Consider the following 15,774-nt stretch of genomic DNA (forward strand, 5'->3'; position numbering starts at 1 on the left):
ATGAGACAGACAACCAATTTAATAAACTCGAAGTCTTGCACTCCGTTATTTACCCCACGGCTATTCACCATATCTTTTTAGCATCACGACTTTACCATCATTTTTTTTCAATCGATTATAAACATACTTAATTTTGTATTCGTTGTATTTTTCAAATTCGATTTTATCGTAAAAATTCTTCGATAATGACAACTCACGCTCATCAATTAAAAGAAAGTATTCACCGTTTTTCTCTATAATATTTTGTTCGTCAATTTTAACTGTTTTTTCAATTAGAACATCACTAAGAGTGTAAAAACCTACTGCAAATACTCCTATAAAAAATAATGAAATAAAGATTACGAATAACTTACTTTTTCTCAAGTGCCTCACCTCGTTAATATCAGTATTTAATACTAATATTACTTAATTTATGCTAAGTTTACAGACTTAACCTAATTATTTATTGAATTAAACTACGCCGTTAGTTTTTCAATAATTTCTAGTGACATAAATATCTATATACCCCCAGGAAAGCGCACAGGCGGAACGGAAATCAATCCCATGGTGATGAGATTATGAGATATAGTAGATTACAATTTTTTGAAAATAAAAAACTACACATCACTTCGTTATCGTACAAAATTTTGTGTAGTTTAAACTTTTGAAAAGCAATTGTTATGAAATTGAGTCATTGATGATGCTTATAAAAGTATTAAAGGTTGAAGAGATATTTTGTTCATTTTTCCTTGTGCAAAGATAGATAGGACGTTGAACATCAATGTCTTTAATAAAAACTCTAGCTATTTGCTGTCGTTGAATAAAGCTAGAAGCTGCAATAGATGGAGCTAGCATCGTACCATATCCAGCTGCAATGGCGTGAATGGATTCATTGATGCCGTCCAGTTGTAGCCCTACTCTTGGGGTCGGGATCTTATGTACCTTGCATAAAGCGTTTAAATATTCTTTCGTGGAGCTACCATCTTCTCGCGATACAAATGGTTGCTGCATTAATTCCGCTAATGACACTTTTTGATCTGCCAGTGGATGACCATATGGGACGATAAACCAATAATCGAGATTCATGAGAAATTGATAATTAATATCTGGATGATGCCCATCCTCTTTTACGATAAAAGCCATATCAGCCTTATAGTGAAGTAATTCTTCAATAACCTGCTGGGAATTAGCCGTTTTTATGTGGATATTAGTTGTCGGATAGGCTTGTTTATACTTTGCGAGCCATTTCGGTAATAAAAAATGGGATGGAACATGGGTAGAAGCAATTTGTAATTCTTCATTACCCGTGTTTTTTAATTGCTCTAGTTTGTTTTCAATATCCATTTCCAAATCAAATAATCGTTGAGCCTGCTTAAATAAAAATTCCCCATTTTGTGTTAAAGCAATTCCTCTGCCTTTTGATTCTAAAAGAGTTAAGTCTAGTTCTTTTTCCAAATTTCTAATTTGAATGGTAACGGCAGGTTGACTAATCATTAGAGCTTGCGCAGCTTTAGAAACACTATTGAGCTCGGCAACTTTGGTGAATAATCTAAGAGCATGTAAATTCATTATGTATCCCACCTTTTATAAAAATTTTTTATCCTTTTATATAAATTATATATTAGATTTATTAATTTTCACTCTGTATCCTTTTAATTACAAAAAGTTTTTAGGGGGTGGGGATATGATGAATCGACAGCACATTGGAATTTTATTTGGTGGGGTGCTATTACTTGTAGTGGCAATGGGGATTAGCCGGTTTGCATTCACACCAATTTTGCCATTTATGCGTCATGATGTCGGGTTTTCGTTTGAAGTTGCAGGATTTTTAGCATCAAGTAATTATATAGGCTATTTCATTGGTGCTTTGTGGGCAGGATTTATCAATCGCCAAAAGAAGAACATTTTATTGTTCAGTGTTGTCTTAAATGTCCTTTCTGTTGTACTTATGGGAATCATTGAAATATATAGTGTTTGGCTTGTACTTCGCCTGATTGCGGGCATTACAGGGGGACTTATTTTTGTCTTAACATGTAGTATTATTATGGATTATTTAGCAAAGCATTCACTTACACGGTGGTCAGGCTATTTATTTGGTGGTATCGGATTAGGAATTGCTATTTCAGGTTTATTAGTCCCTGCTATTGAAGCACGGTTTGCCTGGCAAGGTACATGGATAGGCTTAGGGATTTTATCTGCTGTTTTTTTAGTGATAACATATATACTTTGGAGAGGTTTGCATGTACAGGATAGTGTGAAAACCGCAAAATCCTCTGATGCAAAAATGACAAAGGGCTTTATGCCATGGCTAATCGTCGCATATGGCTTTGAGGGGTTAGGCTATATTATCACTGGTACTTTTTTGGTAGATATCATTCACAATATTCCTTCACTACAAGCATACTCTTCGTATAGCTGGGTCATTGTTGGGGTAGCGGCTATCCCGTCAGCACCTGTTTGGACTGTATTATTAGAAAAATTCTCTGCAATCAAAATTTTATTTGTCGCCTATGTATTGCAAGTATTAGGCATCTTATTACCAGTATTTTCACAAACAGTATGGAGCGTATTATTATCGTCATTTTTATTCGGTTTGACATTTGTAGGCATTGTGACGTTAACAACGTCCTATGCACGTCAGCTATTCCCAACACAAAGCGGTCCAGTCGTATCATTGTTAACAACGTTTTATGCTTTTGGACAAATTATCGGGCCAATTATCGCGGGTCAGCTTGTCGAGGTTTATAGTAGCTATAAGGCAGCGCTTGTATTTGCAGGAGTCATTGTATTTTTTGCCTTGATTGTTATGTTATGTGGAAGATGGATCACTGTTAAACGACAGGCCACTTTAGACAATGCATTGCCTATCAGAACTCAATCCAGTTCTTAAATTAGAGAAGCCAGAAATCCGATTGGGGATTTCTGGCTTGTGTTTTTTTAAAAAGATGGCATGCCTCTATCTACATGATATTAAAAAATAAAATGTAAGTCTATATCTTTTTTTGTGTATATGAAAAAATAGTAATGTGCACAAGGGACGTAACGTTACGATTCTATACAGAAATGAGGGAAATGTATGGCAAGAACAGTAACGACAGAAGAGGCGATTAAACGCTGGAATCAACATGCAGAAAGGTTTACAGTAAACTACGATGAGCATGGTGATATACACCGTGAAGTATTATTAAATCCAGCCATTTTTTCATTATTGGAAGATGTACATGGGAAAAGGCTATTAGATGCAGGATGTGGAGAAGGTTATTTAAGTAGAATACTTGCTAAACAGGGGGCTATTATCACAGCTGTTGATTATTCAGAAAAAATGCTGGAAATAGCTAGGGAAAGAACACAGGGAGAAGTCACTATACAATATGAATATGGAAATTGCGAAAAACTAGATTTTTTAGTAGATGAGCAGTTCGATTGTATTATTTCCAATATGGTACTCCAAGATTTAGAGAATTATAAGGAAGCATTGAGTGAGATGTATCGCCTGTTAAAACCAAATAGGACTTTGATCTTTTCGATTCTTCATCCTTGCTTTGTTACGCCTAATAGTGGATGGATAAGAAATGAACGGCTTGACCAACAGTATTGGAAGGTTCAACGCTATTTTTACGAAGGTGTATATGATCAAAGGCTTCCGCTAGATTCTGATGAAAAAATTGTCTTTTATCATCGAACATTAACGAGCTATATGAAAGCAATTATACAAGCAGGATTTACGATAGAAGACGTTATTGAACCGATGCCTTCAAAAGAGATGCTGAGAAAGTATCCACAATTCGAGGAAGATTTGCATTTTGCAGATTTTATTGTATTTAAATTAAGAAAATAAAGGAGGGAAGCATGTGCGCATATTTCATGTCAGTGAGGAAAGTGATATTACAGTATTTCACCCTCGTTTACCTGATCGACTTGATTTAGATTCAGGAAAAGGTCTAGTATGGGCAATCAACGATACATGCTTGCCTAATTTTTTAACACCAAGAAATTGTCCACGAGTGTGCTACCATATTGGTACCGATACAACAGAACGGGATAAACGAGCCTATATAGCATCGGTATCATGTTCACATGTTGTCGTACTTGAAAGCAAGTGGTTTGAGATGATGAAAAATAAGAAACTTTACTTATATGAATTTGACATCCGCGAATTTTCACTACAGGATCAAAATGCTGGTTATTATACGAGTGAAACAATACAATATCCTGTTGCTAAATTTGAAATAGAAAATTTATTTGAGGAAATGTTTAAACGTAATGTTGAAATACGGGTAGTCGATAGCCTGTGGAACATCTATGATGAAATTCAAAAAACAACATTGAATTGGTCGATGTGCAGAATGCGATTTGCTCAACCGAGAAAATAATTAGCCAAGCCTCGTCATAGTAAGGGCTGTTGACGGAATTTTTAAATGAGCTATAGTTGTGATTATACGAAATGGATAAAAATGAGGTGCACATATGATTTTAATAAGTTCTTGCCTAGCAGGACTAAAGGTACGTTATAACGGAACAGATAGTTTAAATGAAAGAATTCAACAGCTTGTGTTAGAAAATAAGGCGATCACTGTATGCCCTGAACTTATGGGAGGTTTTTCAACGCCTCGTGAGCCCGCTGAAATTATTGGCGGAGATGGTGAAGACGTACTTGATGGAAAAGCGAGAGTGGTTGAAAAATCTGGCCGTGATGTCACGGAGCTTTATATAAAGGGCGCATTTGCAACATTACAAAAAGCACTTGAACTAGGTGCGACTAAAGTTATTTTAAAAGAGTATAGTCCATCTTGTGGCAGTGCAGTGATTTACAATGGGGATTTCAATGGGACAAAATTAGTGGGCGTAGGTGTAACTACTGCATTGCTAAGAAGAAATAATATTGGTGTTTTTTCTGAAGAAGATTTTACGGATTTATTAATGCAAATTTGATCGGGAAATATGTGTTTGCCTTAGATTACTATATTAACTATATTTATATAGAATCGCCCCCACTACCTACGTAGATTGGGGGCATTTTTTATTCAACAAGCAAAATTCGAGGTGAGGTTTTGGCGATTATTTTCGTTGATAACCAGCAACCAAGACAAGCGGCCAAAATACTTAAAAGAGATAATCCGATACTAACTGGCCAGTTTATCACAAGGGGGAGTTCTAGTAAGCCATATTCTAAAATAATACTTTGTAAAGCTACGGGTATTACTTTAACACCGATAAAAATCCCAAATATAGTCCCTAGTGCTGAAAGAAACAGAATCCCTGATGTAATCGACCATCTAATAGTATTTGAGGTCATACCAATAGATTTGAAAATTCCGTAAGTTCCGCTTTCTTTTCTTACATTTATTCTAGAAACACTAAAAATAATGATGAATGTTACTGTGATAAATAAAATCCCTATGACAGATAATGGGATCATTAAAACAGAGACCACTTCTTTAAAGACAGCATCTAATAATGTTTGTTGTGTGACGGCTGAGACAGAGCTTTTAAAGTTATTGTTTAAATCTTCAACGATTTGAGCCGATAATGACTCATCTACCAAATTAATCATACTGACTCCTGAAGCAGAATAGGTAGCATTGTAAACTTTAATAACATCAGCGGTAATTCTTGCTGAGTTAGACATATTTGCTATCGATTGATAAATACCGGTAACAATCAAATGATGCTCCTTGCCTTCAATATAGACTTCTACAATATCTCCTAAATTTTTGTGCAAAGCCCTAGCGACATTAATACCAATAGCAATTTCATTTTTATTTACAGGATTTCGACCAGAAGTTGTCTCGTATCCAACCTCGTCAAAATTACCTTCAATAGTATCGACGTTAATATTTAACGGTTGATTTGGTCCATTAGGGAGTACAGCTGTAAATTGATCTAGCCAAGCGTGATTTTTAATACGGTCGTCTGCGCGTAAAGATTGTTCAAACTGTTGTTTTGAAAATGTTGCCTCATTAGAAACTGTTACTACGACATGTGATGAATCGTAACCCCATGCTGGTGTATTTTGTTTGATGGAAATAAAGCTATTAAGTATGACTGCACTAAACACTAAAATAGCTGATGTAATGGCTGTGAGGACAATAATAAGAATGGAACTTTTCATATTTTTGGTGATGTTATTAATGCCAATATGAAGTTGAATCGGCAAATTAACAAAATTAGAAAGGCGATTAGAGTTATTTAAACGCCGATTCAATTTACTGTTTGCAAATTCTGACATACCATATTTAATTGCCTGTACTGGTTCAACGTGGCGTGTTTTGTTTGAGTAAATGAACGCAGTAAGGATAACAATGGCAAGGATTATGATTGCAAGTAGCATGGTGATTCTAAAATCCTGAATAATCGTTAAATGTTTTCCAGCTTTTAAATAAGATAAAGAACTTTCTATGATCACTCTAGAAAGGATTGTACTGACAATAAGGCCAGGAATAATCGATACCACGGATAATAAAGCAAATTGTAAGACATAGGTAGCACTAATTTTTCGAGAAGTAAGTCCGAGAGATTTAATGACACCGATCGTTTTGTAGTTGGTTAAAATGGCATCTGAAATACTAAAGCCAATTATGAATAATGAAATGAATAACATTGCTACACCAAAAGCTATCATAAGGAAGCCGATTATTTTATTAATAATTAAATAGAACGAAGCGATTTCCTCGTATTCCATCTTTGATTCAAGGTATGGACCTTTTAAAAATTTTTCGAATTCTATCCAATAGCTTGCACTTTGCTGATAATCATCAAAGCGAAGAGCTATCATATACTCTTCAGAACCTATCAACGTAGCAAATTGTTTATGGTAGTCAGAGTCGTTCATCCAAATGCGAGCATTCGTTGTAAAGGGGCCACCATATGGTAAGTCTACAACAATACCCGAAACATTTAATGTAAAAGCTTTTTCGCCGGTGTCAAATTCAATAGCATCTCCAAGTGAAATATTCGAAGTAGAAGCCATCGATGTGGGAATCCAAATCGTTCCCTCAGTAGGATAGTCCTGATTTTCACCCTCTGAAAATAGTAATCGATCAATAGCAAAGGGCATTTTTGGTGTATTCATCATGAATAAGAGATTTTGCGTTTCTACACCATTCGCTGTGAAGCCAGATAAATTTCTATAAGGAATGAGATTAGAGGCAGTAACTCCTTGTTGCTCTTGCCACCAATTGTTGACAGTGATTGGATTATGAATATCCTTACCCATAGTTAAAATTTGATGAGCCCCATTTGAATCATGATGTATTTTTTTAAAAATATTGTTTGTATTCATAATAATTGTTACAGAGGTAGCTAATAAAAGGGTGGATAGCATAATTAGGATTGCTAATAGTACATTTTGGATTTTTCTTTTCTTGATATGTGCAAAGCAAAGAGTAATAATTGTGCGCATATTTTTACTCCTTTCCTGCAACATAAGAGAAGATAATATGTTCACGCTCTTGTATGCTAGCATCATCGTATTGATCGAAGTTCAAAATACCTCCAATTTTTCCATCCTGAATGATAATAAGCCGATTAGCACGACAGGCAGCTTTTATATCATGCGTAATCATCACAACAGACTGACCCATTTTGTTTAAATTAGTTAAAATATCTAAGACAGCTACACCTTGATCGTAATTTAAACTACCAGTTGGTTCATCTGCAAATAGAATCTCTGGATCATTGACTAATGCTCTAGCAATAGCAGCTCTTTGTTGCTGTCCACCAGAGGTTTGCGAAGGTAAACGGTTTCGTTGCTCTTCAAGTCCCATTTTATTTAATAGCGTCTCCGCTTTTTTTATCACATCTTTTTTAGGATATTTTGCAATGTATCCTGGGAGGGTGATGTTTTCTAGCAATGTCATATCCGGGACGAGATTACTACTTTGATAGACATAACCAATTTTTTTAGAACGAAATGTAGCTAACTGCTGTTCAGTAAATGTATCCAACCTCTCTCCATGAAAATAAACTTCTCCAGCAGTAATAGAGTCAAGACCACTTAAAAGATAAAGCAGTGTCGATTTACCTGAACCGGAGTTTCCCATAATGACAGTAAAATCTTCTTTATATATTTCAATATTAATATTTTTTATTGCATGAAATTGCTCACTCCCAGTGGAATATGTCTTACATAGATTTTGAGCACGAATAAGTACCTCTTTATCCACGAGAATACCTCCTTCAAATGTATTACTTTTAGTGTAAGGGGGAATTATTATAAGGTCCTTATTAAATTATTAATAAATTCTTACAACATATTTGTAGATATGAAAATCGTATTTTATCCCGAATTAACAGCCTGTAAAAGCTGATTGGTGGGGATCTTATAAAAAGTGGATATAACAGCGAAATTTTATATAAAGACAAAAATAAGCTTTGGATATAAGGTGATGTCCAAAGCTCTTTCATAAATTATAATGTTTTCACTTGCTCAATTTTCAATCCGAAAATTTGAGGCGGTTCAATCTTGTTCATTTGTAAATATGAAGAGATTTGCCCACGATGATGGATTTCATGTTCGGGAATGGACATAAGTATTCTCCAAGCACTAACTTCATGACCATGAAGGGTTAAAACCTTTTTTGATAACACATCGTTGCCAATTTTCAATAGACCCTTTGTTAATTTGATTTGACATGACTCTAAGTAATTTGAAATATCCTCAAGAGTAGCCCCTTTACTAGTATCATGTCCTGCGTACGTCCAAGAACCATCTTCAAATATACCAAGAAACATCAAACGAGATGATGCAATATGTCGCAATAAATCACCTATGGAAAACTTATCTTCAGAAGGCTTCCAATCTAAAAGTTCATCAGGTATTTCCTTCATATATTGCAGCGTTCGTTTATGAACACCCTCTAAATATTTTACATATTCCCCTATGTCATGAATCATGTCTTCACTCTCCAATTTTTTCTGACGTTCATTCATTACTTATATTCTTAATTTTTCGGAATTACCATCTTACTTAGAAATTTAAATAATAGGAAGGGTTAATGTAAATGTTGTTCCTACATTTTGCTTACTTTTAAATGAAATGGAACCATTATGAGCTTCCATAATATGCTTACAAATAGACAATCCGAGGCCAGCTCCTTCATTTTTCACAGCAGTCTCACCAGTAGCTTGAATACCTCTGAAATAGCGTTCGAAAATAAAAGGCATATCCTCAGGAAGCATTCCATTACCATTATCTATGACATTAATATTTAGTAATTGATTTTCTATATTGATAGAAACGGTTATTGAATCGCCTTTAGTCGTATGCTTTAGTGCGTTCGTAATAAGGTTTGAAAGTACTTGCTCTAGTCGATGCTTATCTACTTGAATAAGGACATTAGGAATATATTCTGGCTCGATAAAATGAATGCCGGTCGTTTGGACATAATGATGAATTGGATGCAAAATATTCGTAAAGACATCTTTGCTATATTGCTCTGTTAAGTTAACTGGGATATGTCCAAGCTCCTTCAAAGTGTGAATAAATAAATCATCAATTAATCTGGACATTTTTTCAGTATTTGTTTGCATGATTTGAATATATGACATAAGCGAATCCATGTCAGGGCAAATTCCCTCTGAAATAGCATCTAAATAAGCTTTTATTGTTGTTAGAGGTGTTCTTACTTCATGTGAAATGCTAGATATAAGCTTTTTTTGGTTTTGTTCTTGTTCATCTCGCTGTATAGTAAGATTTTTTATTTCCAAACGCATTTGATCAAATACTGCATACAATTCACCGATTTCATCTGCCTGCGAATATACAGTATTCTGCTCATAATTTCCTTTAACAATTTCTTCGGTATTTTTTTTCAAATAATTTAAAGGAAGTAAGATCTCTTTGTTAGACTTCCGTACAAAGTACAAGGACAGTCCTATAATGCAAAAACATAATAAACCACATATGAATAGAAGTATAAAATTGCTAGGAATAGGCTGTTCTATGGGGAAGAGTACATCTCTATCAATAGTAAAAATAGCGTTGCCTAGTTGTCCATTCTTTTCACTAATTATAGGGAAAGCGATTTTAATGATCCCTGGTTGTTGTTTAGACGTAAATAAATCATAATGTAAATCCTCTTTTAAATTGATAAACTGTGATAGGTCTGCTTCGATTGAATTAAAAATAACTTTTCCATCTAATTTAACGACTGTAATATCTATTCCTGCATTATTGCTCATTTCTTGAAGGGAATTGCGTAAATTTATATTCTGTTCAAGACTTGTGAAATGATCTTCTATGTACAGTAATTGTCCATTTACTTTTAAACGAATTTGATTGATCACATATTCATTTTGTAATTCCTCATTACGATGAAAATTTGTGAAAAATAATGTGAGGATACAAATAAACAACAGTAAAACACAGATTAGTATCGACCTTAACCATTTCTTCATCCAATTTTTTAAGTACATTGTGCCTCCTACGAATGATTTTGAGTAGTAAACTTATAGCCAACGCCCCAAACAGTTTGAATATAAACAGGACAAGATGGATCGTTTTCAACTTTTTCGCGTAGACGTCTAATGTAAACGGTTATCGTATTTTCATCACCATATGTATCATAGCCCCATACCGCATCGAGTAACTGATTTTTTGGGAAAACCTGATTACGATTTTTCATTAGAAAAAATAGTAGATCAAATTCTTTAGCTGATAGAGGAACGTTCTTTTTATTACGTGAAAAAGTATATTCACTTTTATTGATTTTCATATGATCGATTTGAATAATATCCATCTGGCTCACATTGTCCTGCAGCCATCTATCCTGTTTTCGTAAATGGGCATTTATTCTTGCTACAAGCTCGCTTAAAGAAAAGGGCTTTGTCATATAATCATCTGCACCGAATCCCAAGCCAAGAACTTTATCGGTGTCACTGCTACGGGCACTTAAAATTAGTATAGCAACATTATTATTTTCACGAATTTGACGACATAATTCGATACCATCGCAATCTGGGAGAGAAAGGTCAAGAATGATGAAGTCAGGATAGGTTTCCTTCATATATTGGAGTGCCTCATAACCAGTATTAACGATATGAGGATCGAAATGGTTAACACTTAAGTAGTCCTTCATGATATTTGCAATAGCACTTTCATCTTCTATAATTAGCACCTTGGCTTTTTTAACCATAAAAACGCTCCTTCTTTAGAAATTTACCTCCTTTTTCGATTCGATAGGAGGAAGAACAACATGATGACGAAGCTTGCATAGACGAAAATCCAAACAAATTGCCAATAAAAAATGTTCGGTATTGACGTTATTGAATCTTCCGAACCCATCATTTCCAATGAAAGACGAACAGGTGGAAGCAGCCAAACTAGTCCCTTGATCTGAAGAATTGTCTCTTTTAAAGTTGCGATCACGACTGAAACAATCAAGATGCCAAGTACACCCCACCAAGTATTTTGTTTGTCTTTGACTAGTTCTCTAGTAAATATAGCTGAAAGTGCAATAGCTAGTACAGATAAACTAAAATGAGAGAGGAATCCAAGTAATTGATGTATAAATCTTGGTTTTTCTCCAAAGGCGCCAATGAGAGTAGGGTAGATTACGGATACACAGCTTAAGAATAAACCAATTAGTACACAAATCATAAAAATTGCTAAATTGTATTGTGTTCGACTTTTTGCATGAAGAGTTGTAATTATTTTTTGTCCTTCATCTTCTGCGTGAAATAGTGTAACTGTAAACCATCCCATAAGAAAAAAGAGAATGATAGCTGTAAACGAATAGCTATTTAAAATTGGATTCGGTGTAAATGTATAGTTTACAACAAGACATAAAACGAAAATTGATAAAGGTGGAACATATTGATAGGTCCTTAAATAATTGATAAATTGATAGCGCATTAAACTTGTCATAGCAGCGTCTATTCCTCCTTAAAAATGGGTATAAAATTGTTCCTCCTTCTGATTGATTGGGATTAATTGTTTAATAGAGGCTTTTTTCTGTAGGAGATCCAATAATACTTGATCTGTATCTTCTGTCTTAATAACGGTAATGACCTCATGACTACCATTATTTAATAGACTTTGATGTTGGATTTCAAGAAAAGGTAATAGGTTTTCCAATAATTTACCACTTGATATTTCAAAAATTAATTTATTTTTTGGTAGTTCATTTTTATTGAATGAATCAGCTTGAATGACGCTATTGTTTTGTATAATCAGTACTGTATCAACAAGATGTTGCAGTAATTTTGTTTCGTGACATGTTAAAACGATACTTAACCCTTTGTCCTTTAAAATGGAAAGGGTTTCTTCTAAATCACTTTGTGCCTTAGAATCGAGTCCTGATAATGGTTCATCTAAGATTAGCAGATCTGTGTCTTCAAGCATTGCTTGCATAATCATAACCTTTTGCTTCATACCCTTAGAAAAGTTAACAATCCGAATGTTCCGAGCTTCCTGTAAATGAAATAATTCAAGTAAATCATTTATTTTTGGCAGTAGTTTTTTCTTGGTCATACCTTGAATACTGCCCATATGATAAAGATATTCTTTAGGTGTAAATAAAATATGTGAAGGTGTTACTTCTGGCACATAGCCAATTTTTAAAGATTGTTGATGTTTTACTATAGAACCACTGTCAGCATCGACTAATTCCGCAATAATTTTAAGAAGGGTACTCTTTCCTGACCCATTCTTTCCTACAAGAGCTATAATTTGATTCGCACAAATAGAAAATGTAGCGTTCTCTAAAATTTTCTTACCACTATACTGTTTAGAGATGTTCTGAATTTCCATAATCGTATTCATTTTTACACACCTTTATTTTTAGGTTTTATTGTTAGTCATTTTCGTTTCATTAACTTACGATGTAAAACATTTAGCCATTAACTGTAAATTTAGTATAGATGAATATTAGTTCCTTTGCTAATAGTACTTTGGTTTATTTTTCTATATTTGTGTTGTATCTTCATAACGTGGGTTGATTTCCATTCCAGGCTACTCGCTTTCCTGTGGGCGAGCGCCGAGCCGATAAAACACTATAGTTTAAGTTTCGTTTTATTATTAAAATTAGAATGAAATGCATGAAAATACATGCTAAGTGAAGCGGTTGATTGGATTGGAGGCTGAGCGACTCCTTGGGTATTAGTAATAGGGGAACGAAGGCTAAAAGCATCACGTTCTGTGATAACGCCTTCGACTAGCATCGTGTTAGCCAGCCAGTCGCCCCCAGGAAAGCGCCTAGCCGGAACGAAAAATAACCCCACATATTGGTGATGGTCCTAATTTAAAATCAAAAAGGTTCTGCCCAATGTTTGAGCAGAACCTTTTGATTATAATGATCGATATTTTTTTAGACTTACAATATTTAATGTAATAAACACAAGAGCGAAGGAAGCGAGAATTGCTAAGTCCGATAAAATGTCACTAAAGGAATATCCTTTATACATAACCCCATTCAACGCGTCAGCTGCATAGTATAGTGGCATGATTCGACCTATATTTTGTAGCCACTCCACCATATTATCGAGTGGGAAAATACCGGAAAAGAAAATTTGCGGTACAATGACAAGCGGGATAAATTGCATCATTTGAAACTCTGAAGCAGCAAAACTTGATAAGAGAGCTCCTAATGATAATGAAACAAGCGCAACGATAATATTGATTAGTAGAACGAGCCAAATTGAACCAACGTGTACGATATCTAGGATATAAATCCCGAATAATACAATAATGGTCGTTTGAAGTAAGGCAAACAAACCATAACCAATCATATAGCCAGCAACTATTTCAGAACGTTTAATCGGTGTAGCTAGTAAACGTTCCAATGTCCCTGAAGTTCGTTCTTTTAACAATGCTATACCTGTGATTAAAAAGACGAAGAAGAAAACAAAGAAACCTATAAGCATCGGGCTAAAAATATCAAAAATAGCGGTATTTTCATCGCCAAATACGTATTCAGTCATCAACTTCATCTTTGAAGATTGCTCTGGCTGTAAAACCTGAGAAAGCTTCATCTTTAAAGCCTTAGCAGTAGACGGATCATCATTTAATAATGTGAGCTTCAATTGAGATTGATTGAAAGCTAACCAGCCATCATATTTTTCTTCTTTTAAACTGGCAATAGTAAAATCATTGTTTTCGATAACATGAAAATCTGCCTCTTCAAGCTTTTCAATTATTGTAGCAGGACCATTTGATACGACTAGCGTCATTTCAGGTTCGTTACTATTAAAAACAAAATACATTAAAGAAAGCACAAGAAGGGGTGCTAAAAATAATAAAGCAAGTGTACGTTTATCGCGTCTCATTTGTTGCATAATTCTTGTAACAACTGCGCCGATTCTCATAGAACCTCACCTCCAGCCTTTAAAAACACTTCATCAAAATCTTTTGCCTGATAATGAGCTTTTAAATCATCTGGTGTTCCATGCGCGATAATATGACCATTACGTAGCATAGCTAACTGGTCACAGCGCTCTGCTTCATCCATTGCATGCGTCGTTACCAAGATTGTTTTATGCTCATCGTTTTTTAATCGAATTAACTCCTGCCATATTTCTTTTTTTAATACTGGATCAATACCAACAGTTGGCTCATCTAAAATCAGCAGCTTTGGATTTTGGATAAGAGCAATTGCAAGGGATAATCTCCGTTTCATCCCTCCAGAATAATTCAATACCTTACTATTTAAATCATCTGTTAAATGAACAAGGCTTGCAGCATAATTGACACGCTCCACACGTTCTTTTTTTGATAATCGATAAAGCTTAGCAAAAAAATGAAGGTTTTCTTCACCGGTTAAATCCAAATACAGTGCATCCGATTGTGCCATATAGCCGATATCCGTCAGTAATTGCTTATGAGGGACGATAAAATCTAATACTTGAATATTGCCGTTATCGGGTTTGATCATTCCCATAATCATTTTTATTAACGTCGTTTTCCCACAGCCTGAAGGACCAAGTAAGCCGATAAGCTGTCCCTTTGGGATTTCTAAGGATAGCGGGGCAATTACTTGTTTTTGATGAAACTTTTTTTCAATGGAGTTTAGTGAAATTGCATTGTTTCCCATATTTCCATCTCTCCTTTACTAAACACAGTGTTGATACTTGAAATTTTAAGGTAGTGTTTTAGGAATTACAATAAACAGATAAATAAAAAGTGTTAAGTGATTTTGGATTTCATCGCTTTTCGGGCTAGGTGAAATTAGACTGCTGTTATTAAATAATATAGTTCTAAATTGAATAATAAAATTTTAAACTGAATAATAAAGTTTTGTATCATATATTAATGTTGTACATTCGCATGGATACTAAGGCAAACTACCATAATGTCGTTAGATGTGTAATGACCAAGACAGTTATATGTAAAATTGCTGTCTTTGGCCTATTTTCATTAACACAGAAAGTGAAAATATACAATAAAAGATAGTGGTTATCAAGGTCATACTACAGATTGAATAAAATGAATGTCGTTTTAATATTGCCCTTTTAAAGGGTATCTTATATTTAATGAGGCAAGCTATTATTTTTTTAGATTAATAATTATAAGCAAAGGCTATGTGATGATTTAAGATCACATAGCTTTTTTTATAAAATCCAATCCATATCTTACATTTTCAAAGTAATCTAAACATGCACCATCATAAACAAAATTAATAAATATATCCCTTAAAGGGTTCATTACTCAACTTAAGTAAAACTAATACTGCATATGGAATTAAAAGCTTGTTTTCGTGATTTATACTTAGATTGTTATAATCTGGAGTAATCAAACTGTTATATAAAATAATACTTCATGTATACTATGGTGATTATATATTAAAGTTATTTTTTATC

At 34.3% G+C, this 15,774-nt stretch carries 15 protein-coding genes; 4 read left to right on the forward strand and 11 right to left on the reverse strand.

Annotated features, from left to right (window positions below; all coding sequences use genetic code 11):
- Window positions 1-60: 60 nt before the first annotated feature.
- Window positions 61-372, reverse strand: coding sequence for a hypothetical protein (locus ACQKNC_RS13380; RefSeq protein WP_427425325.1), 312 nt, complete (start codon window positions 370-372; stop codon window positions 61-63).
- 285 nt (window positions 373-657) lie between these two features.
- Window positions 658-1,548, reverse strand: a complete 891-nt coding sequence (locus tag ACQKNC_RS13385; RefSeq protein ID WP_427425326.1) for a LysR family transcriptional regulator — start codon at window positions 1,546-1,548, stop codon at window positions 658-660.
- A gap of 118 nt (window positions 1,549-1,666) precedes the next feature.
- Here ACQKNC_RS13385 and ACQKNC_RS13390 point away from each other — a divergent pair, with 118 nt between their 5' ends.
- The 4 genes from ACQKNC_RS13390 (at window position 1,667) to ACQKNC_RS13405 (ending at window position 4,911) form a co-directional block, all read left to right on the forward strand.
- On the forward strand, window positions 1,667-2,869 hold the full coding sequence (locus ACQKNC_RS13390; RefSeq protein ID WP_427425438.1) for a YbfB/YjiJ family MFS transporter: 1,203 nt from the start codon (window positions 1,667-1,669) through the stop codon (window positions 2,867-2,869).
- Window positions 2,870-3,055: 186 nt separating this feature from the next.
- Window positions 3,056-3,817: a class I SAM-dependent methyltransferase gene (locus ACQKNC_RS13395; RefSeq protein ID WP_427425327.1), complete on the forward strand. Its 762-nt coding sequence runs from the start codon at window positions 3,056-3,058 to the stop codon at window positions 3,815-3,817.
- Between the two features lie 13 nt (window positions 3,818-3,830).
- Complete coding sequence (locus tag ACQKNC_RS13400; protein ID WP_427425328.1) at window positions 3,831-4,352, forward strand: DUF6886 family protein; 522 nt, start codon at window positions 3,831-3,833, stop codon at window positions 4,350-4,352.
- A 94-nt stretch (window positions 4,353-4,446) separates the two neighbouring features.
- Window positions 4,447-4,911 carry a DUF523 domain-containing protein gene (locus ACQKNC_RS13405; protein ID WP_427425329.1) on the forward strand — a complete coding sequence of 155 codons (465 nt, stop codon included), beginning with the start codon at window positions 4,447-4,449 and terminating at the stop codon, window positions 4,909-4,911.
- Window positions 4,912-4,999: 88 nt separating this feature from the next.
- Here the strand turns inward: ACQKNC_RS13405 and ACQKNC_RS13410 are convergent, their stop codons facing one another.
- The 9 genes from ACQKNC_RS13410 to ACQKNC_RS13450 form a co-directional block, all read right to left on the reverse strand.
- Window positions 5,000-7,381, reverse strand: a complete 2,382-nt coding sequence (locus ACQKNC_RS13410) for an ABC transporter permease (RefSeq protein ID WP_427425330.1) — start codon at window positions 7,379-7,381, stop codon at window positions 5,000-5,002.
- A 4-nt stretch (window positions 7,382-7,385) separates the two neighbouring features.
- Window positions 7,386-8,144 carry an ABC transporter ATP-binding protein gene (locus tag ACQKNC_RS13415; protein WP_427425331.1) on the reverse strand — a complete coding sequence of 253 codons (759 nt, stop codon included), beginning with the start codon at window positions 8,142-8,144 and terminating at the stop codon, window positions 7,386-7,388.
- Between the two features lie 244 nt (window positions 8,145-8,388).
- Window positions 8,389-8,874, reverse strand: a complete 486-nt coding sequence (locus ACQKNC_RS13420; protein ID WP_427425332.1) for a DinB family protein — start codon at window positions 8,872-8,874, stop codon at window positions 8,389-8,391.
- Between the two features lie 81 nt (window positions 8,875-8,955).
- Complete coding sequence (locus tag ACQKNC_RS13425; protein WP_427425333.1) at window positions 8,956-10,395, reverse strand: sensor histidine kinase; 1,440 nt, start codon at window positions 10,393-10,395, stop codon at window positions 8,956-8,958.
- Window positions 10,396-10,403: 8 nt separating this feature from the next.
- The gene (locus tag ACQKNC_RS13430; protein WP_427425334.1) at window positions 10,404-11,114 is read right to left on the reverse strand and encodes a response regulator transcription factor; all 711 of its coding nucleotides are present in this window, start codon (window positions 11,112-11,114) and stop codon (window positions 10,404-10,406) included.
- Window positions 11,115-11,137: 23 nt separating this feature from the next.
- Window positions 11,138-11,845 (reverse strand): ABC transporter permease, encoded by a 708-nt coding sequence (locus ACQKNC_RS13435; protein WP_427425335.1) that lies wholly within the window; start codon window positions 11,843-11,845, stop codon window positions 11,138-11,140.
- Between the two features lie 18 nt (window positions 11,846-11,863).
- Window positions 11,864-12,742: an ABC transporter ATP-binding protein gene (locus ACQKNC_RS13440; protein ID WP_427425336.1), complete on the reverse strand. Its 879-nt coding sequence runs from the start codon at window positions 12,740-12,742 to the stop codon at window positions 11,864-11,866.
- 524 nt (window positions 12,743-13,266) lie between these two features.
- Window positions 13,267-14,283, reverse strand: coding sequence for an ABC transporter permease (locus tag ACQKNC_RS13445; protein ID WP_427425337.1), 1,017 nt, complete (start codon window positions 14,281-14,283; stop codon window positions 13,267-13,269).
- Window positions 14,280-15,008: an ABC transporter ATP-binding protein gene (locus ACQKNC_RS13450; RefSeq protein WP_427425338.1), complete on the reverse strand. Its 729-nt coding sequence runs from the start codon at window positions 15,006-15,008 to the stop codon at window positions 14,280-14,282. The genes ACQKNC_RS13445 and ACQKNC_RS13450 overlap by 4 nt, the downstream gene beginning before the upstream one ends.
- Window positions 15,009-15,774: the final 766 nt, after the last annotated feature.

Origin of the sequence: Lysinibacillus sp. NPDC094177 (genome assembly GCF_050279145.1) — a bacterium.
In the GTDB taxonomy this organism is placed as follows: domain Bacteria; phylum Bacillota; class Bacilli; order Bacillales_A; family Planococcaceae; genus Lysinibacillus.

Bases quoted from the DNA above. Each gene is read 5' to 3' on its own strand.
- ACQKNC_RS13385 (WP_427425326.1), bottom strand. From the start codon at position 1,548: ATGAATTTACATGCTCTTAGATTATTCACCAAAGTTGCCGAGCTCAAT.
- ACQKNC_RS13390 (WP_427425438.1), top strand. From the start codon at position 1,667: ATGAATCGACAGCACATTGGAATTTTATTTGGTGGGGTGCTATTACTT.
- ACQKNC_RS13395 (WP_427425327.1), top strand. From the start codon at position 3,056: ATGGCAAGAACAGTAACGACAGAAGAGGCGATTAAACGCTGGAATCAA.
- ACQKNC_RS13405 (WP_427425329.1), top strand. From the start codon at position 4,447: ATGATTTTAATAAGTTCTTGCCTAGCAGGACTAAAGGTACGTTATAAC.
- ACQKNC_RS13410 (WP_427425330.1), bottom strand. From the start codon at position 7,381: ATGCGCACAATTATTACTCTTTGCTTTGCACATATCAAGAAAAGAAAA.
- ACQKNC_RS13420 (WP_427425332.1), bottom strand. From the start codon at position 8,874: ATGATTCATGACATAGGGGAATATGTAAAATATTTAGAGGGTGTTCAT.
- ACQKNC_RS13425 (WP_427425333.1), bottom strand. From the start codon at position 10,395: ATGTACTTAAAAAATTGGATGAAGAAATGGTTAAGGTCGATACTAATC.
- ACQKNC_RS13430 (WP_427425334.1), bottom strand. From the start codon at position 11,114: ATGGTTAAAAAAGCCAAGGTGCTAATTATAGAAGATGAAAGTGCTATT.
- ACQKNC_RS13435 (WP_427425335.1), bottom strand. From the start codon at position 11,845: ATGACAAGTTTAATGCGCTATCAATTTATCAATTATTTAAGGACCTAT.
- ACQKNC_RS13440 (WP_427425336.1), bottom strand. From the start codon at position 12,742: ATGAATACGATTATGGAAATTCAGAACATCTCTAAACAGTATAGTGGT.
- ACQKNC_RS13445 (WP_427425337.1), bottom strand. From the start codon at position 14,283: ATGAGAATCGGCGCAGTTGTTACAAGAATTATGCAACAAATGAGACGC.
- ACQKNC_RS13450 (WP_427425338.1), bottom strand. From the start codon at position 15,008: ATGGGAAACAATGCAATTTCACTAAACTCCATTGAAAAAAAGTTTCAT.